The sequence below is a fragment of the Alicyclobacillus acidocaldarius subsp. acidocaldarius Tc-4-1 genome (genome assembly GCF_000219875.1).
In the GTDB taxonomy this organism is placed as follows: Bacteria; Bacillota; Bacilli; order Alicyclobacillales; family Alicyclobacillaceae; genus Alicyclobacillus; species Alicyclobacillus acidocaldarius_A.
Map to the genome: position 1 here is coordinate 344,808 of NC_017167.1, position 24,090 is coordinate 368,897.

The following is a 24,090-nucleotide window of genomic DNA, read 5'->3' on the forward strand; positions in this document are numbered from 1 at the left end:
ATCGTCTCGGACAAGGGGTGACATACATAGGGTGGGCACCTGAGAGAATAAGTATCTTCTCCAGAAGACGTCCCTGGGTCCGAATCCGAATCCTCAAGTGACCACGTATGTGATCAAGGAGGATGCCGAATGGCAAAACGGAACAAATCGATGCGGAAGATGAACCTAGCCACGGCTGCCGCTGTCGCGTCGATGTTGTCCGCCATGACGGGTGGAACGGCATATGCGGCGACAGTCAATTCACAGGCACAGAGCACAGGCTACTATATTAATGGAGATTTCTTCAATGCAAGCGACGTGTTGAGCAATCCTTCTGAGCTTGCTGAACTCAATAACCTGTTGGCTCAGAACCCAACTGGGCTATACTTGGATTTGAATGGCCAAATTGCGAACTATGCTGGTTTTATCCAATATGTCCAGCAGAACCATCTTTCGGCGTCGAATTCGGTGTTTGACGCTTATGCGCAGGCAAATCCGTTTACTATTCCGAGCACGGCCACACTGGTAACGCCGTCAGGGAATGCACCGTATTACGAGCAGACGATTAGTGCTGTAAATTCCAGTGTGGGTGTCTTCCCGTCTTCCATCACTGATGGTCAGGCGTTTACGATGACGGTAACCGTCAATGATGCAAATGGCGATCCGGTCTCTGGATTGTCAGCGTCCAGTTTTGTGCTCAACGTGAATGGTAAGTTTGTGACAGCGTCAGCGGCAGTGTATCAAGGAAATGGGACCTATGTCCTAACCTTCTTGCCCACGACGTTGACCCCGGGTCCGGATGAATCAGAGGCGCTTGTCGTCGACGGTACCACTGTGGCGACGAGTGTCGGCGTGGATGTTTCGGCGGGCAGCGTTTCGACGAGTGGCTCAACGGCTGTCTTCCCGTCGAATAGCGTGTTAGATGCTAGCGGTACGTATACTGTTACTGTGAACTTGGAGGATGCGATCGGAAACCCGATTAGCGGTGCAACCGGAACTCCGACGGTGTCGTTGGGCACGGGTGCGAATGCGATTCCGTTGACCGCTACGGCATTGAAGGCTGTGACAAGCACGCCGGGTGAATATACATTCACCTTCACCGCACCGACTGTATCAGTGTCGACCGCTTTGCCGCTTGTGGTGAATGTCGATGGCGTCACACTGACTTCGACGCAGACCTATACGGTGACGTCCGACACGCCGACTGCGTTGGCGCTTGAATCGAGCTTGCCTGCGACACTTGAAGATGGTGCGACTTACACCGTGACGGTAGGTGCAGTGGACGCGAACGGTGAACTTGTGCCGACGACTTCGCTTGCTACAACAACAACAAGCTGGACCGTCGAGTTTGCTGGGAATTCAGCTACGATCAAAAGTGTAACCACGGCAAGCACACCGGGCGAATATGAAGTGACGTTCCAGATGCCAAGCGTCACCGCTGGTTATGTGAGCAAGCTGACAATTAGCGATACAACAAATAACTTGTCTTTAACGACCAGCAACTCGTACACGGCTGGTGCTGGGATCTCTAGTGCCGCGTCGAGCGTGACATGGCCGTCTACCACAACGTTGGTGGAGGGCCAGAGCTATACGGTGACAGTGGATGTCGTCGATACGTCTTCAAATCCCGTCACGGGGTTGACCACGAGCGACTTCTCGATTACGGGACCATCTACTACGATTGAATCGGTGACGCCAGGGTCCACGTCGGGCTCGTATGTGGTGACGTTCGAATTGACGACGACAACTCCTGGGACGCTTGATGTTGTGGTAGATGGCACAACGATTACGTCGTCCCCGCTCACTGTCACATCCGTCGAATCTACCTCCGTCAGTGCAGTGACCTTGTCGACGTTGGACGGGGCTACGGCTTCCTCTGTTTCCGCGCCGGTGTTATTGCCAGGTTCGTCGAATACGGTGACCTTGGATGCGGGTGCAGTGAACCTGACGTCGTCTGATTTCTCTGTGGAGCTTGGCAACACGCCGCTTTCGGTGACGAGTGTTGAACCAGCGACAACAGCAGGTTATTACACCCTGACCTTCACGGCGCCGAATACGACGGTGTCGACACCTGAAACATTGACGTTCACCGTCGGAACGGCAACGACGTCCATCAACGATGTCACGGTCGAGAACAACATCAGCGCTACAGCTTCAACTGTTGTGTCTGGTGGTCCATCGACAACTACTTGGACGGAAGGTTCAACGGCGACCTTTACTGTGAATGTGGAAAATGCAAGTGGCGACCCAGTACTTGGTTTGCCGACCTCTACGTTTGACATCACCCTTGGAAACAGCTCGAATCTGGTCACGAGTGTGACGGAGGATGGCGGCTCGTATACCGTGACGGTTCAAGCGCCGAATACGGTGGTGACGAGCGCAACGTTTTCGGTTTCGGTGGATGGTGTCACCATCACCAATGGAGTTCCGACCAGCTCGTACAATGTCGTCGCGAGCGAACCCGCAACGTTCAACTCGAGTGTGACCTTCCCGAGCGGGAATGCGTTGCATGAGTTAATTGCCGGCCAGACCTACACGATTACGGCAACTCTTGACAATGCGCAAGGGAATCCGGTGTTGGGGCTTACTACGAGTGACTTCGCGCTAGGATATACTACTTCTTCTGTTACAACGACCAATGGGGCGGATACTCTCCCTGAGCTTCCAACTTCGTCGTTTGCGGTAACGGGTAATAGTAACGGTACGTACACGATTACCTTTGTGCCGACGTCTGCTTCTTCGTCTGCTGAATACCTTGCACTCTTGGTGGATTCACAGGGCGTTACGACAAAGGGATCATCCGTGTCGACATCTACCAGTGGAGCTGTGTTTGGCGATTCCACATCGTTGTCGGTGTTGCCGGGCGCGCCTGAGCAGCTTGCTGTGACTGCGGCGACGGCTACTGTGTCAAGTACAAATAGCCCGGACGCAGTGACCGTGACTTTGGAGGATGCTTATGGCAATCCAATTACTTCTGACAGCAGCGATGTTGTAACCTTTAGCTTAGCGACCGGATCCGCCACGGGAGCAACATTGAGCGCAACGACCGCGACGCTTTCTTCAGGTACGGCTTCGGTGACGGTCACAACGCCGGCATCGTCTAGCGATTGGGGGACGGGAAGCTCAATCACTGTGGATGCGTCTGTGACAGTGAATGGCCATACGTATACGGGAAGCGTCACTATCGATGAGTAAGAGTTTGCTTTCGTTGCTCTGCGCACACTGACGGATGGAGAGCCGGGTGGAGACCCGGCTCTTTCTGTGGGAGGAGGCGCATCGATTGGTTTCAGATGAAGTGATTCGTCAAAAATTGTTGGATGGGGCGTTTGATGAAGCCAGAAAGCTTGCACTTGAACAGATTAAAGGGGTCTCTTGGCGGGCGCAAAGTTGGGTATTTTTAGGAGAAGCGTGTTTACGCCTTGGGAATGGAAAAATCGCAAGACGGTGTTTTGAGCGAGCGTGGTTGTTGGATCCTATGGCTCCCTGGGTGAATGCTGTGATGAAAGCATGCGACGAGGTGTCTGCAGGGAAGCGGGATCGAGAAGTCGAAAGTGCGCTCAGGGTACCCAAGACCACCGTGTCGGCACTTGTATTGTTTCGAGATGATGCAAGGACCATCAAGCGGTGTATCGAGGCGTTGCGTCCTGCGGTGGATGAAATCATCGCCGTGGATACGGGGTCTACGGATGGTTCAGACGTGATTGCCTCCGCTTTCGGAGCACAGGTCTATCGATTCGAATGGACGGGAGATTTTGCGGCTGCAAGAAACTTTGGGCTGTCGAAGGTAACAAGTCAGTGGGTCATTGCCATTGATTCGGATGAGATCTTGTATGCGGAAGATGTCGATGCGATTCGCACCATTGCAGGTGTGTTTGAATCGGTCCGAAAAGAATCGCCCGTGATTCTTCGGATTGTACAGATGAACCTTACGGGCGAGACGGTCACGCCTGCGACCTCCCAGTCGCGTATGTTCCCGACGGGAGAGGACATCGAATGGCGGGGATTGATTCATGAGACGCCGACGCTGACCAAGGAAACTGCGCGTCCCGCGGTACGGGCCCTTGTGCGAATTCGCGTCTACCATGATGGGTATGATCCCAAACACGTGGATTTGGAGAAGAAATTTCGGCGGAATCTCGAACTTCTCACGGAAGCCCTCGAACGCGAACCGAACAATCCGGTCTATGAGTTTTACATAGGGCGAGAAAGTCTATTCCTGAAAGATTATACAAAGTCCATCGAGTATCTCGAGCGAGCAGAGCAGCACGCGAAAGAGATCGCGGGCTTTTCGCTGCTTCCAGATATTCGACGCCGACTTGCTCAAGCGTACATGCTAGCTGGCAAAAACGAGCATATGGCGAACAAACTTGAAGATATGGTGAAAGAGCATCCTGAGTATCCGGATGGATGGTTTCTACGTGGAGAAAAGAAGCTTCGGGAAGCTGGTGTTCTTCTCCAAGAAGCCGCTCAGGATTTTGCAAAGGCACAAGAAGCCGCGCAAAAATATCGGGGAATCACGGAATATGACACAGCGATTGGGCTCTGGAAGGCACCTGCGCAACTTGGAGAAATCGCGCGGATGCGTGGCAATCTTGTGGAAGCCCGACGCTGGTACCAGCGCGTGCTTAAGCAAGAACCGAACCTGAAGACGATCCGAGAACGTCTGGAAAAGTTGGAACAGGAAGCTTGCGCGATTGCGCAAGATGTGCAGGAAGCCACGAAAAACACAAAAGATGAGTAGGGCTCTCCTATGCCCCATGAGCATGAGTGGACGAGGCAAAAGTAGCCTCAGCGGAACGTGTCGCTGAGGCCACTTTTGCCCTTAGGTTCAGGGGAGCGTGACTTGGAATTCCTTCAGTTCGCCATGCTCGACGTACAGAAACCGCCCTGGTTTGTCTGGCGGGAGTTTCTCTGCGCCGGGCACACCGAGAATGGTCCTGGATGCGACCTCGTCATCCACGCGTCCGCAGATGCGCCAAACCTGTTGGCGGATCTGGGAACCGAGGATCTCCGCCGTCGGATATTGCGCCGAGAGCAAGAGCGCAATTCCCGTCGCGCGCGACGCCAAGGCGAAACGTTCGAGATACGTGTGAGCGCGAACGCGAACCTCCTTCTCGTCCTTGCCGCCGGTGTTGGACGAAAAGATCGAAAGCTCGTCCACGACGAGAAGGATCGGCTTCTCCTCAAGCAGCAGCCCTTGTTGGTGCGCTTCCCGCAGTGAGGAGACGCCCGCCTCCTTGAGTTTCGTCAGCCGTTCGCGGTGTTTGGCCCAGAGTGTTTCGAGCAGTGGCAGCGCGTCTTGCGGGAACTCCTTCATGGGCTCTGCGAGCCACGTGAGAAGCTCCAGATAGTCGACGCCGCCTTTCGGGTCGATGAGATACACGAGCCAATCCCGGTCCAAGGCTTGCTGCATGATCAGGCGAATGAGCGTCGACTTGCCGCTACCGGTACTTCCTGCGACGAGCAGGTGCGGCCAGACGGGTGTCTGCCAGAACACCCGTCCGTCATGGCCATAACCGAGGAGAAACGACATGCGAGCCGCCGGATGCGCGTCCTCGTCATCACGGTCGCGCTTCACCTTGGGTTTCGGCAACCGTCGCGTGCCGGGTTCACGACCTGCCGCCTTGACGACCTGGTCCAGCGAACCGGAGGCGAGCACCAGATGTACGCGGTCGCGGCGCTTCGGGTCCTGTGTCACCGAGCGGAACCGCTCAACACCGAACGACGCGCAGAAGGGATCAGCGATCTCGGGCTTCTGCCAGATGGAAGCCGGAAGCCCTTGGACCACGAGCTCCACATCGCCATTCGCGCGCTCTTTCACCCGAACGAGCGACGGACGCTTATAGCGCGGGTTGTCCCAGAGGTCCGCGCGCCGAAGCGCCTCCTCGAACGAGAAGGCGTCCACGATCAGGCGGTTGCGGTCGATCCAGCCGGTCCAGGCGACATACGCCACGAGGACGGCGCCAGCACCAAGCAACCATTCGACCCATCGCCAGTGTTCCGGACCGTGCGTGACATGGATGGCCATGGGGAAGGCTTTGAGCCCATGCCACGCGAGAGTGGAGGCCCCTACCACTGCAGCCGAGAACAAGAGCGGGTGTCGGCGCAGTTGTTGCCATGCCCATCTGAAGACCCATGTGAGCAGTTCCCAAGCTTCGTTGGAACCGGAAGAAGACGTGGTCACACTCATGGAACTCATCCCTTTCTCTAGGTGTGTCTCATCCGTAGGGGGAATGCAGGACAATTCCTCCATCTTTTGCTTATGGGCGAGATGCCTCAAGGTCACTGCACCACTTTCGCCCATACTTTGTTATCTTGCAGGGTGGGCAGACGCGCACCGTGACGTCCCGCGAGTAGATGCATCTCTTTCTCCGTCGATAGGAGAAATTGCATCGGCGATAGGTGCAAGGCCTCCGCGAGTTGTCCAAGATACGCGTCGGTTACACATGCTTCCGGTGGCAGTCCACGGACCAGCGCCCATTTGGCGAGCAAGGTGCGTTGCTGGCGCGCCAAGCTTTGGACATCAAACGCCGGACCAGGCAGAACGCGCTCAAACAGGTCTGGATCTTCGCTCACCGCCTCAATCACACGCTGCCACTTCGCATCCAGAGGCCATCTTGAGCGGTTCGGATCCTCCGTGGGTTGACGAAGTGACATCCACTGGAAAAACCAATACTGGATCGTAACTGGAAAATGCGCCACCACTTCGTCCGCTTCCATGTCCGCGAATGTCCGTGCACCGTAGCGCATTTGGTGGAGAACCTCACGACGAAGCTCAATCTCCACGCGCCATACGGGTACACCGGTCCAGCCGTTTTGCTCCCACAGGCGCAAGAAGAATTTCGCTTTGGCCGGCTTTCGACTCGCGAACAGTTCATAATGTTTATCGTAAATTCGCACGTGGACGGGTGATTTCCCAAACGAGAACCCCGTAAATTGCCGATTCACGGCATGCGAGACTTCCGGCGTCTCCTGCACGTATTCAAGCCACTCGACTTCGCATTCGTGTTGATCCGTCATCCGCGATCGCGTCACAAAGCGCGGCAAGTCTTCAGGGACAAACGCCCACTCGTCGCTATCGATCGCCCAGTCGAGTCGGCTCACACGCGAACCGACGCACCATTCGCCATCAAATGTGTAAAGCTTGTGCGGCGCGTCCGCGATCCATCGCAAGGTTTGCTTGACGTCCTGCCACCAGTCGCGAAACGGCTTGGCCCAAAGCTCCATGCTCCCGAAGATCACTTCAATTGGCCACAGATTCGACTTGCGCGGCGGCTCCGTTTCGTACACCCGCCAACGGATACGCATTCCCTCCGCTTCCTTGGCCCAACTGCGAAAGGCGAGCCAACGCCCTACGGTAGACGCGGCGTCGTACACGAGATGCGGCCCATAGAAGGGAAGGGCTTGGCCATCGGGCGCTTGTTCGTCCCGAAACCTCCGAAGGGTCTGAATGAACTCGCGAAAGACCGTCGTATGGTCCTCGACCCACAAATGTGTTACGATCGTGTCAGGGTTGGATAGGATCAAGGTCCATCCCCCCTCTGCATTCCTGAAAAAGGTTTTGCGTATTTAGCAGGGTGCGTGTTACTCCCCGCACCCTTCGGCCATTCCTCTGCAATGGGCTGGGCCCAGGCGTTCGGCCGGCTCCGGTCCCCCAACCTCCGCCGGCCTCCGCCTGGGCCGCGCTCATGCCTTCGGAGCCTCCGCGGGCTTACGAGAATGAAGTTGCCCTTCGAACATCAGGCTTCCTGTCTTGCTGACCCGGATGTTCCGAACCTCGAGGTCTACTTTATCGCCTGCCTCAATGCCGGTATTGACCGGCAGCACAAACCGGAACCGCGTCAGGAGCACAGGATCGCCGACCTCCGCAAACACCCGGCTGTGATCCGCCGCCTCGCTCACCGACATCACGATCGCATCGCGCAAAAGCAGCATCTCCATCACCTTTCTTTCATGATGTGTGAGGCTCCTGTCCTGGAGGACGAGGAGAACAGAACGATACGCATCCTCATGAGACGATACGAATGGGTTTAACCCCTATTGGCATCACCTCGCATATTGCTAAAGCTCGAAAAGCGCGCCCCGACTAGGTTCGTAGGCATTGATTAAAGTTTGGGCGATCACCTTTCGGCTATGAGGATAGATCGAAGAATGGCGAATATCAATACCTTTCACCAAGTTTTTTATTAAAAACTTTTCGGTTAAGGTTGCCCTGGCGTAGAGGCCGTGAGAGACGGGAATTTACCACGAGCTAAGTCTGTAGTATAGTTTGGGATGAAATTCGGAAAGGATGTTCGATAGAACCTATGGAATGGGTTAAGACGTCTCCTGAGGGGAGCGTCGGCCCGTCCATCCCACATGACACTTAGCCATCCGGCTTGGAGATAGCTTGGGATTCCTTCTGTGATGAGGCTTTTCACATGCATGTCTGGAGGTGAACCGTATGGCTCGCGTCCCCAAACAAGAACGTGTCAGTGATGAACAGAAAAAGATGTTCGCACAATGGCTTCGACAGTTCCGCGAAGCTCGAGGATGGTCCCAAACAGAGCTCGCCCGGCACTTGGGCGTGTCCTTGGCGTATTACAACTCGTTGGAAAACGCGAATAAAACCGCGACCCGACGCAAGCTGTATGACATTGCGCAGAAACTCGGGGATGTGCGGATCATTGCCCAGCTTTTCGGCAAAGACGTCTTGGAGCGATTCCAGCGCGAACACGAGGCGCGGATGGTTCTCGCCACGTCCCATCCGGATTCCCCCTATGAAGAAGTGCCCATTGACCCGTTGCTCATGTGGTGGGGGTTTTCCCCGCGCGCCCGTGTTCGACTCATGCGCTACAGCGAGTGGAAGCGAGAACCGTTCCACGGCCAGCTCTTCTACGTCACCGAAGGACCGCTGGAAGAGGGGAGTTTCTACTTTGCGAATCTCCAGGAGCGGACGCCCCAACTTGAATCGGTGGCGTCCGTTCTCATCCGCTACTTTGATTTGGCGTGTGATCGGGAAATGCAACTCCTGGACCTCGATCTCTCGCAGATGAAGAAGATCCCGCTCTATGAGGGGGTCCGTCGCTTGTATGTCGCCATTCAGGTGTACGAGAGCTTGGATGACGCGGAAGAGGTCCATCGCCGCTTCACGCCGCTCATGACCCCGCGCATCCGCAACCTGGATGTCCACGCCAAGCGCCAAGTCAACCTGTTGGCGGGCTACCTGTCCGCGGTGCAAGCTGCCAGCCCGCCTCCCCATGCCGCCACCGGGGAGACCTCCGAGACCCTGGAGCCCTTCGTGGCGACTCCCTGACTCCACGGGCATCCGGCGGCCCCGAGTCTAGGCCATGCGCCTCATCGCCGGTCAAGGCCAAGCCGCTTACGCGGTGCTTCGCAGCCTTGACCGGCTCGGCGCATGGCCTTTTTGCGCAGTAGGCCGAATGCCCCCTTGTGCGCGAGGTCTGCGCGCAAGGCGGAGAAATTCGCGCCGAACCGCGACCTGGGTGCCAGTTCTCAGGCCGGGCGGCCTGTGGAGGCGAGTCGCATGTTGGGAGAGGAAGCCATCACGGAGTTCGGGGCGCACCTTTTGCGCCAGGGCCGGAGTCGGAAGACGGTCATCGGGTACCAGAGCGACTTGAGAGGATTCGCGGCCTTCTACGCCAAACGCCACAACCTGCCTTGGGTGGTGGAAGAGACAACGGTCGAGGACTTGCGGGCATACCTCGACGCGCAGCCCGCGCAAGCGCCGACTCTCAACCGGCGGTTGTACACGTTCCGCTCCTTCTTCAAGTACCTCGTGCGCCAAGGCGTCTTGACCTCGAACCCGGCGGAAATGCTCGAGGCCAAGCGCGTCGTGCAGAAGGAGCGGTACGCGCTCCCGGCGGACGAGCTTGCGCGGTTCATCCATCACATTCCGCATCCGCACGTCCAAGCGGCGGCCTGGACCATGGCGTACACCGGACTTCGCATGGCGGAAATCATCTTCCTTCGCATGATGGACGTCGACTTCGAGGAAGGCGTCGTCCGCGTGGAACACGGCAAAGGCGACAAACCGCGTGAAGTGCCGATTTCCGACGCGCTTCGACCCATCTTGTCGCAGTATGTCGAGCAATATCGAAAGGGCGCGAAACCCCACGAACGATTCTTCGCGACACCCTCGACGGGCGGTTTATCGCCGACACACATCAACCGGGTGCTCAAGCAGACAAGCCAAGCGCTTGGGTATCGCCGGTATGTCACTGCCCACACCTTCCGACACAGCTTTGCCTCGAACCTGATTCGCCAAGGCGTGCACATCACCTTGGTTCAGAAGCTCTTGGGCCACAGCTCCCCGACCGTCACGTCGGTCTACACCCATGCTACACGAGACGACCTGTACCGCGCCGTGCAGACGCTCTCGTTTGAGGAGGGACAAGCATGACGCTTCGACCGGAAGACGTGTTCCAACACCTTGCGGATGGGAAGACGCGAGACGAGATCGCGCAGATGTACGGGTACAAGGCGCGTCGGTACCTCGACCAATTCATGATGCGCCGCGGGTACCAATGGAGCGTGGAGCGCGAGACGTATGTCGAGCGGGTCACACCGAAGAAGAAGCGGCGCGGACAGAAGGTGGCGCGGGTCATTGAGGCGTTCCAAGCGGAGCCCTACGGCGATCCCAAGCGGATCGCCGAGGCGCTTGGGTTTGCGAGTGCGTTCGAGATGGCGCAGTACATGCAGGCGCACGGATACCTGTGGTCCAACACGGCGCGCAATTACGTCGCACAAGACCGCACACAAGACGAAGTCAGTCCATCGACGGAAGCTGACAGCCCTCGACAAGCGGTGTCGAACGAGGGCGAATCCGCTTCTCTGCCGCTTGGGGACGCGCTCGAGATTCTGGGGATGCTGGTGAAGCATCGTGCGAAACTGGAGCGGTTGCTCTTGCATACGGAGCAGGGCGCGACGGACGTGCCGCGCTACACCATCCCAGGGCTTTCGGTGGTGAAGAGCCTCCACATCTCGGTGGAGCTTGACCGACTGCTCCGGTCTGCGAGTCAGGCGTGGCGGATGTCCCAGCGCGAGATCCTGGAGGCGGCGGTCATCGAGTTTCTGCGCAAGCACGGTTACGACGAGGTTCTTCATCGCTTGCTCACCGGTCGCAAACAGGAACGAACTTCCTGACGTTTTGGGACTTGAAAAGGATGACGTAAGAAAGCTTTCAGCAAGCTTGCGCGTCACAAGCAAGGGCGTTGCAAGCTTGCTGCTTGCAAGCATGCGTCAAGATCAGGATTTGGGAGGGCCTGAGAAAGCGCATGGGATCCGGCATGTCCAACGTAAGGAAAGGAAGCGAATGGGTGATCATCAAGGGGACTTGAAACGCACACTGAGTGGCATTGCTTCAGCTGCGATTGTCCTGGGTGCGATTAGCCCGATGGCGTTTGGGGCCACGTCCACGAGCGGTCTCACGCCAGCTGGCCAGCTGCCGATTGTGGTCAACGGCCAGGTGCTGTCGAATCCCTACGAGATGGTGGGGATCGACTCGGGCAACAAGACGGGATTCTTCCCGATCTACTATTTCAGCCAGGCACTCGCTAAGATTGGTATCCAGGCGACTTGGAACGGTGTGACCCACACTTGGGCGCTCACGGATTCTAACGTGAATGCTGCCAACGTCCAGGTTGCGGGTGGCATCGGGACGGGCAATACGACCGTCACCGTGAACGGCACCGTCGTGAAGAAGTTTAATACCCAAGTCGCTCGCGACCCGGCGGCCGGGCCGAAGGGGCCGATTACAACCTATCTGCCGATTTACTACATCAACAACATCCTGAAGGCGCTCAACATCAATGGCTCCTTCAGCGGTCAGGCGGGGGCTCAACATCCAGACCCAAACGGCCGTGAACACCTCCACGGAGGCGCTCTCGCCGATCCAGGTCTCCGGGCAGACGGTCGGCACGGGTGCGGATAACGCGCCGGCTGTGGCTGCTGTGGGCAATGCCATTACGTTCTCGACCACGGTGACCGATGCGAACGGGAATCCGGTGCCGAATCAGGTCGTCCAGTTCTTGGTCTCGACTACGGACAACCTGACGGTGACCGATGCGAGCGGGAACACGCTGAACTACGCGAAGCTGTCTGCGCCGATCGTGATCGGCAATAAGACCTACGATGATTACTATCAGGTGACGACCAACAGCCAGGGTGTCGCCACCATGAAAGTGACGTCGAGCGCAAGCACGACGACGGAGCCGCTGTACGTGATTGCGCAGCTTCCGATTCAGTCGAACGGCCAGTACATCCGTTCGTCGGCGGTCACGGCGCAGTGGGGCCTGCCCGGCACGTTGGTTCTGGCGCCGCTCTGGGGCAACCAGACGAATCCGGATAATCTGACGTTCTCATCGTCGCAAGATCCGACCAAAGGTCTCATTGCGATGGTTGCCACCATGCTGCCTGGGAATGGTCAGAACGCTTCCTCGGTGGCGGGTCAGGCTGTGAAATTCTATGTCTCCGCTGCGAACGTTGCGGGAATCGGGGCTCCAACGGTCAACATCACGGATTCGCAGGGCAACGTGCTGAGCGGTGGCGTGGTCCAAGTGGGTGCGAATGGCCAGTTTGGTCCGCAGACCATCTACACGACCACCACGAACAGCCAGGGTCAGGCAATCATGTACCTGAATGCGAACGTCCCGACCCAGAATGGCACGCCGCTCACGGGCGCTGTGGCAATGGCGCAGGTCAGCGCGCAGCTGGTCAATGGTGGTTCCAGCCAGGGCAACAGCTACCTGCAGTGGTCGTTCCAGGATCAGCCTGCCAAGATTGCGAATGTCTCGCCTGCGAATGTGCTGAACTCGCCCTCGTTGACCGACCAAAACCGCGAGAATCCGACGTCGGGCTCCAACCTCACCATTACAGGTACGGCGGAGGATGCCGCGGGCAACCCGGTGCCGAACGCGCAGTTGGTCATTGTGGACGCGCCGATTGGCAGCGGACAAATTGGCGCCGACGGTACGGACAGCTATGTGGTGAACGGGCAGAAGTACAAGTTCAGCGGCTCGTCGTTTGACCTTGTGACGACGGATGCAAACGGAAACTTCTCGTTCACGGTGTCCGATACGGTCAATGCGCAGGAGCAGCAGCAGGTGGACGACTACTACGTCTACTATGCGCCGCCGACCTCGGGTGTGGTGGAAGGTCAGCAGTTGCCTTCTGACTTGACGCTCCTGCCGGTGCTGGGTAGCTCGAATGGCGCGATGCAGGTCTCTTGGGAGCCTGGGCAGAGTGTCGGTGCGCTCGGATTGTCGAATCATGCCTTGCAGGCGAGCTACGCCGATGTCTCGCAGATTCCGAACAATCCTCAGGGTCTCGAGGAGACTGCAAGCTCGTCCGAAACGATGTACTTCGGTGCGTACACGGAGAGCGGCCAGGAGATTCTGCCTGCGCAGTTCCCGGATGATCAGCTGAGCTTCAATCTGAACGTACCGCAGGGCTTCACGATGAATTCGGCGTTCGGGTTCCAACTGGATCCGGCAGGTAGCGGTGATTCAACGGTTTATAACGCGATTGTGAAGCAGCTGCAAAGCAATTACGGCTACAAGACTGACGGTACCCAGACGTTTGACATCACGAACCTGTCCGTGTACGTCGACTACAAGACGAATCAGATTACGTCGATAGCGTGCAGGGGTACCTGTACTCGAATTTGCAGTCTGCGACGGGAACGCCGTTCACCATCACGTTTGGTCAGGGTGAAAACACCAGCGTGACGGCGAAGCTGAACACCAACTACACGGTGGCTGTCAACTCGTCGAACGACCCGAATTCGAGCATCAATATCAACGGCGGCACCGCAACGTTGAATATCAATGTTCAGGTGAACAATCCGGACGCCAATCCGGTGGGTCAAGGCGGTGCGTCGGCTTCGGCGAACATCCAGTTCCAGCCGGGTAGCGGCGTGAGCGCGCTGGGTGAGGCGACGACCATTGAAGGCATTGAAAACTATGGTCCGTTGATCAACACCAACAGCGGGACGCCGAACACGATCTCGTTGCAGGGCATTCCGTGGGGGAACAACCAGAGCCAGTACTTCCTGCAACCGTCGGGTGAGGTCACGTGGCTCGTGGCTCCGTTCAACAACTACGTCAACCTGGCGAGTATCCCGAACGGTGGCCTGAACTACACGATCGCGTCCGATGGAAAGAACCAGGACTCGATCAATTTCATCGATGGTCACGAGATCAGCAATTCGAAGTACAACTACTCGGCTCAGGTGGTCATTTCGAAGAGCGGTAAAACCACTGTCAATGGCCAGGTGATCTTTGACCCGTCGGCGTACGGCCTGCAGACGGTCGTGGCGTACACGCCGGATGGCAACTACATCTTGGGTCAAGATTCAAGCGGCAACTACGTGCTGTACGATACCCAGACGGGCAAGCAAGTGGCGGACTTTGGTCAAGTGCCGATGCCGGCAGACGCGCAAGGCGACCCGATGATCGTGGGTGGTCAGGTATCGACGACGAGCGGCGGTTCGGGGACATTGACACTCACGTGGATTTCGGGCAACGGTCAGTCGAAGGCTACTGGAACGGCTACCAATGCGACCGAGACCGTGAGCGACGAGTTGATCCCGATCCAAATCGTCGAGGTGGGAGCGTACGGCCGCTTCACAGGTACGTACACGTACACGGCAACAGAAAATGGCCAGACCGCAACGGCGCAGGTGACTTACACCAGCGCAAGCACGGGTTCGGTGCAGGCGGTGTACGCAACGCCACAAACATTACAGGCTCGGCCGACCAGACGAATACTGTGACCTTAGAGGCGCAGGATGCGTTTGGAAACCCGGTGCCGAATGCGACGATTACAATCACGCCGCAGAATCTGCCGGGCGTGTGGATCACGGCGGTCAACGGCGTGGCATTGCAGCAGTCCGTGCCGCAAGGCAACACGTCGCAGACGGAGCCTACGCCGGTGCCGTTGTTCAATCCAGCCGACATCCTGCCGAGCGGTTGGCAGCTTGACTACAACTCGATCTCGGTGCCGGGTGCGTTGGCGGCGACGAACATTGGCAGCGGCCAGGTGCCGACGATTACGCTCACCACGAACAACAATGGCGAAGTGCAGCTGACGCTCGAGGATGGCGCGGTGACGTATGCGGCGGTGAACACCACGAAAGGTACGGGTCAAAATGCGACGTACCAACTGATTACCGCACCGTCAGTCCAGGTGTCGGGTGGTGAGCTGAACGCGTACTCGGCTGGCGGCACCACGGCGATCGGCGAAGTGCCGATTACCTGGCAGGGTGGAGCTGGCAATGTGGCGACGGTGACGTTAGGGACCTTCTCAACGTCTAGCTCAACTTCGCCCTATGACTACTCGGGTACCGTGACGGTGACGTATCCTGACGGAAACCCGGTTACCGGGCTCACGTATTCCAACTTCGCTGTCTCGGATAACAGCGGGGCAAGCGGTGTAAATTACACCGGCGTGGCGAGCAATAGCACTCCAAGCGCAGGAGACTTCACCGTGTCTGGTGGTACAAATGGGGTGTACACGTTGAATGTGTATACGTCGTCGGATGTGAAAGGTGACACGCTTACGGTGAAGGTTACTGCAAATGGTGTGTCGCAGACGGCAACCGCGACGTACTCGAACTGAGTTAAGTAGTCAAAAGAGCCGACAGCCCTTCCCTGGGCTGCCGGCTTTCTTTTTGCTCATCAGAACATCACTTGGAATTCCTTCAACTCGCCATGCTCCACGTACAAGAACCGCCCCGGTTTGTCCGGCGGGAGTTTCTCTGCACCGGAGATGCCGAGGATGGTCCGAGAGGCGATCTCGTCATCCACGCGCCCGCAGATGCGCCAAACCTGTTGGCGGATCTGGGAACCGAGGATTTCAGCTGTCGGATACTGCGCCGAGAGCAAGAGCGCAATGCCCGTCGCGCGCGAGGCCAAGGCGAACCGCTCGAGATATGCATGGGCACGGGTACGCATGTCCTTCTCATCCTTGCCGCCCGTGCTCGACGTAAAAATCGACAGCTCGTCCACGACGAGAAGGCTCGGTTTCTGCTCGAGCAAGAAGCCGCGTTCATGCGCTTCCCGAAGCGACGAGACGCCCGCTTCCTTGAGTTTCGTCAAACGCTCCCGGTGGGTCGCCCAGAGCGCTTCGAGGAGCGGCAGTGCGTCCTGCGGAAACTCCTTCATGGGCTCAGCGAGCCGCGGAAGGAGTTCCAGATAGTCCACGCCGCCCTTGGGGTCGACGAGGTAGACGAGCCAACCGCCTTCGAGGGCCTGCGTCATGATCAGGCGTATAAGCGTCGACTTCCCGCTGCCGGTGCTTCCCGCGATCAGGAGGTGCGGCCAAATGGGAAGGCGCCAGAACACCTTCCCATCATGGCCATAACCGAGGAGAAATGACATGCGGGCTACTGGATGCGCGTCCTCATCATCGCGATCGCGTTTGACCTTCGGTTTCGGAAGTCGGCGCGCGCCGAGTTCGCGACTTGTCGCTTTCACGACTTGGTCCAGCGAACCGGAAGCGAGCACCAGATGCACACGGTCGCGGCGCTTCGGGTCCTGCGACACCGATCGGAATCGCTCGACGCCAAACGACGCGCAGAAGGGATCGGTGATCTCGGGCTTCTGCCAAATGGAAGCCGGAAGCCCTGCCACAATAAGCTCTACGTCACCGTTGGCGCGCTCTTTCACCCGAACTAGCGTCGGGCGTCGATAGCGTGGATTGTCCCAGAGATTTGCGCGTCGAAGCGCCTCCTCAAAGGAGAAGGCGTCGACGATTACGCGGTTGCGGTCGAGCCAGCCGGTCCAAGCGAGATACACTGTGAACACGGCGGGAACGCCAAGGAACCACGCGAGCCATTGCCAGCGTTCTGGGCCATGTGCGAGATGAAGGCCCATCGGGAGGGCTTTGAGTCCGTGGCACACGAGAATCTTGGCGGATACCATCGGAGTCATGAATAAAACTGGTTGGCGACGCACTTCACGCGATTCCTATGGGAATAAAGTAGCAATGAGATCAAAGAATTGATCCCCGCCCGAAGTACGCGTATTCAAGCTTATTGTCTCCACCACCTTCTTGTAGTCATCTCATCCCATAAAGGATGGCAGGACAGGAGCTTGTCCTCATAGGACAAGCTCTGTTTGGGCTCGGAATGGTGTGAGGACAGCAGATTGCAGGCTGTGATCACATGCGAGCCGGCAAATTGCTTTCTTAGGTGAGCCTTTTGCAGAATGACTGATTCCATCGCGAGCAAAAACGACGTACACTTGTCGTGAAAGATAACCAGTTCCACAAAAACCCTTTTCTGTTGTGTGATCAATCACATCCCTTCAGTGGTGCCCGTTCGAAGCGTCAGGTTAAGCCACCTGCTCGATACGATTCGTCCGGTGCATCGCCAGAGCAGATGCCAAGAGCACAATCGCGTGGATGTACGCATGTACGGTGACTTTCTCGATACCCCGCACATGCAGGTCGTCAAGCATGAGCTGTTCTTTCAACCGTGAAAAGCAGCGTTCCACTGCGGTTCGTTCATCATAGAGCATCTTCCATGTGCGGGAACCGCGATGTGGATTCGCATATCGACGGACGTCCTCATCGATGTGCTTCTTCACAACCATGCCATAGTTCGATGCAGAACATGCTGCCATGCCAAGCGGACAATCGACATGTCCTGTCGCGTGCGGACAGCGAAACTTGAGCCAGTCGCCCTCTGCACCCCAATACGTCATCCGATACCCCATCGTGCAACGGGGCGTTCCGTCGAAATCCATCCCTTCCGGCGGCTCTCTCTCATTCCGGCGATTCAGCGGGATGAGAGCCTGAGCGCCCAACGCGCGAGCGGCTTCGTAGTTTTTCGTCTGGTCGTATCCTGCATCCATCAACACGAAGCGAATCCGCCAATCTTGGCGATGGAGCTCCTCCATCAAGGGAATGGCCATCTCTCCATCGTAGACGTTTGCTGGCGTTACCGTGAGCGCCATGGGAAGTTCACTCTTGGCATCGACCGCCAAATGGACCTTGTAGCCAAACCACGCCAGCTTGTTGCCAAAGGCATCGAACTTCGCGCCCCAGTTGGCCCGATTGGAGGGCTGGACACCTGAGCGTGGGTGTTTTCTCTCATAAGCATGGATGGCCGTGCTGTCGATGGCGACGTGTTCGCCCTCGATGAGCCCTTCGTCACGGCATTGACGCACCAAGTCAGCAAATAGCGTCGCTGCAATCCCTTTGTTCACAATGGCCTGAAAGACGCGGCTTAGGGTCGAGACGGACGGAACAGGTTCGTGAAGGGAGAACCCGCACTGGTAACGGAAGCGCAAATCGGTCTCCAAACGTCGATGAAGCTGCGTGAAGCTCGAGATGCCCTCAAGGGGGGCCACGAGAAATGCTCGCAAGATGGCTTCTCGAGAGATGGGCTTTGCCCCTTGGGGTGTCGAACTTCTCAGCTTCGCGGCATACGGACTCAAATCGAGTGCGGAGAAAAACCGTTCACGCCGCTCCGAAGGGTCAATTTCCATCCATTCGTCAAAGGAAAAGAGCCATGTCTGTCGAATGTACACGTTGGACTTCGCCCCCTTGAAATGGTTTGCTGGATACCATTTTCTTTCTCTCAAGTTGGGGTGAAGTCCTTCTTTGTGCTCGAAAAACCCTTGCCGCACAAGGGCCCGTGATTCTGCAAAAGGCTCAGACTTTAACTCAGAGCTCGAGGCTCGAGATATAATGAGATTAATCATGATTCCTAAAAAGCACTGAGAGGGGTCGCACGCATGGAGGAGCGTAAATCAGTGTCCAACTCAGTAACTGCTACACGTCCGAGACGACGGCGTCAACGATTACATCTAAACCTTCGCAACCTCGTGAGCCACCTAGAACAGGCAGAATCCACGGAACAGCAAATCGACATGATGCTCAAAGCGACGAGCGCCATCTTCCAGAGCGATATATCGATCGTCTACATCCGTAAGGATAACCAAGAGCTGTTTTATCCACATGCGTGTGCTCTCACTTCGAATCAGCAGAATATTTTGTCACAAGTCCCGATCGCTGCGTGCTGTCGACGCATATTAAGTTGGCCATTTCGATGGCCTTCCGATGACAGAGAGCCAGCGCTCCTGCATTGCGCCTTCTTCGATAATATGGATAAAATGGGGTTTTCGACATGGTTCTCATTACCTCTTTCGATCAGTGGGTTCCCCTTAGGCATCATCGCTGTTGGCTATTATCATTTTCAATATCTTGTTGACGACGTGGGGCATATCCTATGGGAATTCGCACAGGATGTTGCTCAGGCACTCGTTCCAAACCTACCGGAAGTGCTTCGCCAAGCCGTGCGACACGAGACTCCGGAGCTTCCAGACGCTCCGTATCAACAGAAAATGCGGCGGTTTTTGTCGAACCACTATCAGCTCACAAGTGCACTGTGGACCGACGACGGACTACATTCAATCGCGCACAGCGTGAAGCAGATGTTGAATCGTCCGACCGCAGTTCTAGATCGATTTCAATCCGTGTTATCTATCTGTCCAGAGGATGCGAGGTGGCATCAGCTTCTTCATCAGGTCAAACACTGGATGACACTTCGTTCGCCCTTTCAGGAGACGATGTGGCCACTTCCTGTGCGGACCGAACTCGAAGATCAAACGACTTTTGTTGTTGCGCCGATTCAGACAGGTGACGTGATACACGGCTACCTCGTCATTTGGGAGAATAGTGCGCAATTGGACGACCTTGACCTAATCGCTGTGCAAGAGGCCACGATGGCACTCGCCGTTCACTTTTACAAGCGAGGGTTTCAAATCCAAAGGCGCGGCCACGGGTTTCAAGAGCTCTTCAACTTCTTGCTCGATCAACCGGAGGCGTGGGGTGCAGCGGAGTCGGACGCGGCGCGCGCTGTCGGCTGGGACGTGGAGGCAGAGCAGCGCTTGCTCGTCGGCCTACCCAGTGCGCAATCGGTTTTGACCCACCCAGCTTACCTAGAACACTTGTCGGTTCTTGTGGACCATCTGCGCAGTCGCTTGGAAACGGAGTTCCCTCAAATTCTCGTCGCACGCCGCCATGAAGCCATTGTTTTGTCTTTGCCCGTGTCAATGCCTTTCGAAGAAATTGAACGCCTTCTGAATTCGATACAGACAATATCGCTTCACATGACGGGCCGCCTGTCAAACCACTTATCTGCTCGTCTGTTTTCGGAATTGGTGGAGCATATGAGATTCGGAATAAGCGGCCCCTGTACTCATCCGAGCCAGATTGTAAGCGCATTCGAAGAAGCATCATTCGCTTGCCGTTTGGCCCCCTTTATCACGCCGACGGAGCGAATCCTTTTTACAAAGGACGTGCAACTGTATCATTTGCTTCGGCCAATCGCAACTTCTCCAAAGGCGAAGCACTTCGTATCAGAGACAGCAGATCTGCTTCGTGCATACGATCAGCAGCATGGAAGCGAACTATTTAAAACACTTGAAGTATATTTACATCACAACTGTAACCTGACAGACACTTCGACAGCGCTCTACATTCACCGGACTACACTTCAATATCGACTGAAAAGGATTGAGAGTCTCCTTAATAGGTCTCTAGACGCCGCTGAGTCCAAGCTAGAAATGCAACTTGCCATCATATTCAGAAAAATCATGGATGCAGAACAGGTGATGAATTCGGTATACGATCCATTTTCCGACTAAGTAGTCGGACAAATTTTAACATAAAATGTTCGGGCTAAAGAATAACGTACCATATCCAGCAGAGTTACAAACGCTTACATCTGTTTACTATCCTGAATCCGTGACAGGGCCGATGGAAAGAGGCTGATGTGTGTTCTCGCAAGCCCCTTCACTGCGATTTCACGGATGTACATTCAATTTTCTTAGGGATTGTGAATATCGGTTGGAGCCAGTGCGGCGAAAAGGCAGATGTCCCCCCTGGACTCGTGAATGGTTGGTTCGGTTTCCATGTCAGGTCATATGCAGTGTCTTTGCTCGACACAGTTCACGTTACGCAAAGGCCAAGTACAATCGCCGAAATGCCGGGAGCCATCGATTCCCGTACCCCAATTTCAGCTTGGTCTGTCTGGCGTGTCGCACCATCTTCGCAGCCAGTGTCATCAGGTTCTGAATCACAGTCCGGATCCGGCGACGTTCTGCCTTTTTTCGTAGCGGCGCATCATTTCGCTTCAGACTCTCCTGGCCGATCACTCGCAGCAGATTGTACGCCACGCATACAAAGTGCAATACCAAGTTGTTCGTGGCGAATTTGCCCGAGGGCAGCCGCTCGGCGTCCAGATCCGTCTTGATTTCGCTGTGGAACTGTTCCATCACCCCGACTTCGACACTTGGTAGTCATACAAAGTCCCACGAACCCATGGCCGACGCGGGTTCGTGGGACCTGTGGATAACTCGCGTAGTGTCTACAGCCCTCTTGCTCGAGGTTCTACCTTCAGGATCCTCGGTGGTTCCTTGATCCTCAAGGCTCGCAGGATCTCCCGCTGCGCCTCTGTCGTCTCTGTCCGCTGCACGACAATCCCTTCCAGCGTGCTCTTCGTCACCCGGTGCATCGCTTGCATGTGAGAGCGGATGTCTGACCATGTCCGCCCAGTTTGGACCTCCGCGATGCGCACCAACAACAAGGCCAGCCAGCAAAGCAGCACATGCGACCGAATGCGCTCGTCCTTCCGGTGATACATGGGACGGATGTCCGTAAGCGTAAACTGAGACCCACATGGCTTCATCCTCTCGTCGCTTGAAATGTCATCATCAAGCCACGGGAGGGTTCTTGTATGCGAGAGCACATGTCTCACCAGGAGCGTCGTGAGCTTTGGCGTGAACGTATCGCTGCCTTCTACGACAGCGGCCAGTCCGCCAGTCAGTTTTGCGCTGAGCACGGTCTGAAACCCCATCAGTTCTGGTACTGGCTTCGCCGACTACGAAACGAAACCGCACCTGGCACGCATGACACGACGTTCGTGTCGGTCGTGACAACCTCTTCACCTTCGGACGCAGGCCGTTCGCCCCTGACCCTGCGCATTGGTTCGGTCGAGATTGACGTCCGTCCCGGCTATGACGCGTCGACACTTGCTGAGCTCATTCGGCTCGTGATGCATGTTTGCTAGCCTTCGACTGGACTTCGGATCACCGCGTGTATCTCGCCTGTGGCGCCACAGACATGCGCAAATCCATTGACGGACTCGCCGCACTCGTTCAGGCGTCGTTTCAACTCGATCCGTTTTCGCCATGCCTGTTTGTCTTCTGCAATCGGCAACGGGACAAGCTCAAAATCTTGCACTGGTCGCACAACGGCTTTTGGCTGTACTATCGGCGCTTAGAGCGCGGTCGATTCGATTGGCCAGAGACAGGAGATGCCAAGACCATGGTGATCACACGGCGAGAGCTGAACTGGCTCCTGGATGGCCTGCCGCTCGAGCAGCCGAAAGCGCATCGAGCTGTGCATGTCCGTTCTGCGATTTAAGTAGGCCACCTCAGCAGGAATCGGATCTAGGCCGTCGAATGCTTAGGGCATGACGCAGGAGAACGGCACCATCCTCATGACCGAACAAGAATACGAAGCCCTTCAGCGAGAAAAGGAGCAATTGCGCCAACAGGTGGCCTACCTGGAGGAGCAGATCCATCTGCTCCGTCATCGTCTGTTTGGGGCTTCCAGTGAAAAGCGGCGCAAGACCCCGGCTGAGTCGGACAGCGTCCAGCTCCCGTTGTTCAACGAAGCCGAAGTCGAGGCGGACGCCCAACCTTCGGAAGAGACCGGGGAAGCCGATGCAGAAGTGACGTCGGAAGGCGTGGAGACGGAGACCATCACGTATGAGCGCCGGAAGCCTCGTGCGGCACGGGAGCGTGACGCCTGGCTGTATCAGGGCGAAGCAGACGAGGTCGTCGAATACCGACTGTCAGATGACGAGCGAGTCTGCTCGAAATGTGCGGGTGAGCTTCACGAGATGAGCCGTGAGATCACGCGACGCGTGAAAATCATCCCGGCGCAGATGAAAAAAGTCGAGTACGTGCGGTACGTGTACGCCTGCCGGCACTGTGAAGCGCAGGACGTGGAGACCCCTGTGGTGCGCGCGCCGATGCCGAGGCCGGTGCAGGCGAAGAGTCTCGCGACGCCAGAAGCGGTGGCATACGTGATGACGAAGAAGTTCGTCGACGGGATGCCATTGTACCGGCAAGAGCAACAGTTTGCGCGGCACGGGTATCCGCTGTCCCGCCAAACGCTGGCGAATTGGGTGGTGCACGCGGCGGAGACGTGGTTAGAGCCGCTCTATGCGAAACTTCGCCAAGTGCTCCTGGCTCAGCGCTATCTGCATGCGGACGAAACGACTCTGCAAGTGTTGCATGAAGCCGGGCGCGCGGCGCAGACCCAGTCGTACATGTGGGTGTACCGGAGCGGTATGGACGGACCGCCTATGGTCCTGTACGACTACCAGGAAACGCGGAGCGCGGAGCATCCGCGACGGTTCTTGGCAGGGTTTCAAGGGTATCTGCACGTGGATGGATACGCGGGCTATGAGGGCTTGCCGGATGTCACCCTTGTAGGATGTTGGGCACATGCGCGGCGAAAGTTTGACGAAGCCCTAAAGGCAGTGCCTCCCAAGGAGCGAAAGGGCAAGACGGCTGCCGAAGAAGGATTGTCGTATTGCAACGCGCTGTATGCGGTGGAGAAGAAGCTGAAGAACGCAAGCGCCGAAGAGCGACAACGTGTGCGGATGGCCAAAAGTAAGCCCATCCTGGACGCGTTTTTGGCATGGCTTGAAAAGCAGGAACAGCAGATGTTGCCGAAGAGCGCGTTAGGACGGGCGGTGAATTATGGCCTGAAGCAGTGGCCCAAGCTGATTCGGTACGTCGAAGACGGGCATTTGGAGATCGACAACAACCGATGCGAGCGGTCATTGAAGCCGTTTGTGATCGGACGGAAGAACTGGCTTTTTGCCAATACGCCGCGAGGAGCACGGGCCAGTGCTGTGACATACAGCATCGTGGAGACAGCGAAGGAGAATGGACTGAATCCGACCGCGTATTTGACGTATCTCTTTGAACGGATGCCGAACATGGACCTCAAGGATGAAGCGGCGTTCGAGGCATTGTTGCCTTGGTCAGAAGGGCTCCCTGATGGGATTCGAGTGAGAAATTGAAA

18 protein-coding genes and 2 pseudogenes are annotated in these 24,090 nt (G+C 56.6%); 13 read left to right on the top strand and 7 right to left on the bottom strand.

The annotated features are described in order from the left end of the window. Positions 1–129: 129 nt before the first annotated feature. A complete protein-coding gene (locus TC41_RS16125; RefSeq protein WP_148260095.1) occupies positions 130–3,174 on the top strand; it encodes a beta strand repeat-containing protein in 3,045 nt (1,014 codons plus the stop codon). Between the two features lie 85 nt (positions 3,175–3,259). Further along, complete coding sequence (locus TC41_RS01660) at positions 3,260–4,720, top strand: tetratricopeptide repeat-containing glycosyltransferase family 2 protein (protein WP_158306708.1); 1,461 nt, start codon at positions 3,260–3,262, stop codon at positions 4,718–4,720. 87 nt (positions 4,721–4,807) lie between these two features. Here the strand turns inward: TC41_RS01660 and TC41_RS01665 are convergent, their stop codons facing one another. The 3 genes from TC41_RS01665 to TC41_RS01675 all read right to left on the bottom strand — a co-directional run bounded on the left by TC41_RS01665 (position 4,808) and on the right by TC41_RS01675 (position 7,887). Then, positions 4,808–6,169, bottom strand: a complete 1,362-nt coding sequence (locus TC41_RS01665; protein WP_041694881.1) for an FtsK/SpoIIIE domain-containing protein — start codon at positions 6,167–6,169, stop codon at positions 4,808–4,810. A 92-nt stretch (positions 6,170–6,261) separates the two neighbouring features. Further along, positions 6,262–7,470 carry a hypothetical protein gene (locus TC41_RS01670; RefSeq protein ID WP_014463235.1) on the bottom strand — a complete coding sequence of 403 codons (1,209 nt, stop codon included), beginning with the start codon at positions 7,468–7,470 and terminating at the stop codon, positions 6,262–6,264. A 195-nt stretch (positions 7,471–7,665) separates the two neighbouring features. Continuing rightward, on the bottom strand, positions 7,666–7,887 hold the full coding sequence (locus TC41_RS01675) for a hypothetical protein (RefSeq protein WP_158306709.1): 222 nt from the start codon (positions 7,885–7,887) through the stop codon (positions 7,666–7,668). A gap of 583 nt (positions 7,888–8,470) precedes the next feature. Here TC41_RS01675 and TC41_RS01680 point away from each other — a divergent pair. From TC41_RS01680 to TC41_RS01710, 7 genes are all read left to right on the top strand, one after another. After that, positions 8,471–9,274, top strand: a complete 804-nt coding sequence (locus tag TC41_RS01680) for a helix-turn-helix domain-containing protein (protein WP_237700071.1) — start codon at positions 8,471–8,473, stop codon at positions 9,272–9,274. Between the two features lie 231 nt (positions 9,275–9,505). Next, on the top strand, positions 9,506–10,381 hold the full coding sequence (locus TC41_RS01685) for a tyrosine-type recombinase/integrase (RefSeq protein WP_041694883.1): 876 nt from the start codon (positions 9,506–9,508) through the stop codon (positions 10,379–10,381). Then, complete coding sequence (locus TC41_RS01690) at positions 10,378–11,124, top strand: hypothetical protein (protein WP_014463239.1); 747 nt, start codon at positions 10,378–10,380, stop codon at positions 11,122–11,124. Before TC41_RS01685 ends, TC41_RS01690 begins: the two co-directional genes overlap by 4 nt. Before the next feature lie 190 nt (positions 11,125–11,314). Beyond that, a complete protein-coding gene (locus TC41_RS01695; RefSeq protein ID WP_148260097.1) occupies positions 11,315–11,911 on the top strand; it encodes a hypothetical protein in 597 nt (198 codons plus the stop codon). Further along, positions 11,841–13,706, top strand: coding sequence for a hypothetical protein (locus TC41_RS01700; RefSeq protein WP_041694884.1), 1,866 nt, complete (start codon positions 11,841–11,843; stop codon positions 13,704–13,706). The genes TC41_RS01695 and TC41_RS01700 overlap by 71 nt, the downstream gene beginning before the upstream one ends. Beyond that, positions 13,619–14,752, top strand: a complete 1,134-nt coding sequence (locus tag TC41_RS01705; RefSeq protein ID WP_158306710.1) for a hypothetical protein — start codon at positions 13,619–13,621, stop codon at positions 14,750–14,752. The genes TC41_RS01700 and TC41_RS01705 overlap by 88 nt, the downstream gene beginning before the upstream one ends. Before the next feature lie 32 nt (positions 14,753–14,784). Then, positions 14,785–15,597: a hypothetical protein gene (locus tag TC41_RS01710; RefSeq protein ID WP_041694885.1), complete on the top strand. Its 813-nt coding sequence runs from the start codon at positions 14,785–14,787 to the stop codon at positions 15,595–15,597. A gap of 59 nt (positions 15,598–15,656) precedes the next feature. On the opposite strand, the gene TC41_RS01715 is transcribed toward TC41_RS01710, so the two are convergent. Continuing rightward, positions 15,657–16,901, bottom strand: coding sequence for an FtsK/SpoIIIE domain-containing protein (locus TC41_RS01715; protein ID WP_014463244.1), 1,245 nt, complete (start codon positions 16,899–16,901; stop codon positions 15,657–15,659). 411 nt (positions 16,902–17,312) lie between these two features. Next, positions 17,313–18,512, bottom strand: a complete 1,200-nt coding sequence (locus TC41_RS01725) for a transposase (RefSeq protein ID WP_041695631.1) — start codon at positions 18,510–18,512, stop codon at positions 17,313–17,315. Between the two features lie 297 nt (positions 18,513–18,809). Here TC41_RS01725 and TC41_RS01730 point away from each other — a divergent pair, with 297 nt between their 5' ends. Continuing rightward, a complete protein-coding gene (locus tag TC41_RS01730; RefSeq protein WP_041694887.1) occupies positions 18,810–20,633 on the top strand; it encodes a PucR family transcriptional regulator in 1,824 nt (607 codons plus the stop codon). A 309-nt stretch (positions 20,634–20,942) separates the two neighbouring features. Here TC41_RS01730 and TC41_RS01735 read toward each other — a convergent pair. After that, positions 20,943–21,269: pseudogene (locus TC41_RS01735) on the bottom strand (transposase); the annotation flags it as partial. 86 nt (positions 21,270–21,355) lie between these two features. Next, a pseudogene (locus TC41_RS15575) lies at positions 21,356–21,652 on the bottom strand (IS1634 family transposase); the annotation flags it as partial. An 84-nt stretch (positions 21,653–21,736) separates the two neighbouring features. Here TC41_RS15575 and tnpA point away from each other — a divergent pair. Genes tnpA through tnpC form a run of 3 tightly spaced genes read left to right on the top strand, consistent with a single transcriptional unit; the run spans position 21,737 to position 24,088 of the window. Further along, positions 21,737–22,057: an IS66 family insertion sequence element accessory protein TnpA gene (gene tnpA / locus TC41_RS15580; protein WP_014463249.1), complete on the top strand. Its 321-nt coding sequence runs from the start codon at positions 21,737–21,739 to the stop codon at positions 22,055–22,057. Positions 22,058–22,110: 53 nt separating this feature from the next. Further along, positions 22,111–22,413 carry an IS66 family insertion sequence element accessory protein TnpB gene (tnpB, locus tag TC41_RS01745; protein ID WP_049784400.1) on the top strand — a complete coding sequence of 101 codons (303 nt, stop codon included), beginning with the start codon at positions 22,111–22,113 and terminating at the stop codon, positions 22,411–22,413. A 49-nt stretch (positions 22,414–22,462) separates the two neighbouring features. Next, positions 22,463–24,088, top strand: a complete 1,626-nt coding sequence (gene tnpC, locus TC41_RS01750) for an IS66 family transposase (protein ID WP_014463251.1) — start codon at positions 22,463–22,465, stop codon at positions 24,086–24,088. Positions 24,089–24,090 lie beyond the last annotated feature (2 nt).

Coding starts and splice junctions, on each gene's coding strand:
- TC41_RS01690 (WP_014463239.1), top strand. CDS start 10,378: ATGACGCTTCGACCGGAAGACGTGTTCCAACACCTTGCGGATGGGAAG.
- tnpB (WP_049784400.1), top strand. CDS start 22,111: ATGCGCAAATCCATTGACGGACTCGCCGCACTCGTTCAGGCGTCGTTT.
- TC41_RS01675 (WP_158306709.1), bottom strand. CDS start 7,887: ATGTCGGTGAGCGAGGCGGCGGATCACAGCCGGGTGTTTGCGGAGGTC.
- TC41_RS01685 (WP_041694883.1), top strand. CDS start 9,506: ATGTTGGGAGAGGAAGCCATCACGGAGTTCGGGGCGCACCTTTTGCGC.
- TC41_RS01680 (WP_237700071.1), top strand. CDS start 8,471: ATGTTCGCACAATGGCTTCGACAGTTCCGCGAAGCTCGAGGATGGTCC.
- TC41_RS01715 (WP_014463244.1), bottom strand. CDS start 16,901: ATGGTATCCGCCAAGATTCTCGTGTGCCACGGACTCAAAGCCCTCCCG.
- tnpA (WP_014463249.1), top strand. CDS start 21,737: ATGTCTCACCAGGAGCGTCGTGAGCTTTGGCGTGAACGTATCGCTGCC.
- tnpC (WP_014463251.1), top strand. CDS start 22,463: ATGACGCAGGAGAACGGCACCATCCTCATGACCGAACAAGAATACGAA.
- TC41_RS16125 (WP_148260095.1), top strand. CDS start 130: ATGGCAAAACGGAACAAATCGATGCGGAAGATGAACCTAGCCACGGCT.
- TC41_RS01665 (WP_041694881.1), bottom strand. CDS start 6,169: ATGAGTGTGACCACGTCTTCTTCCGGTTCCAACGAAGCTTGGGAACTG.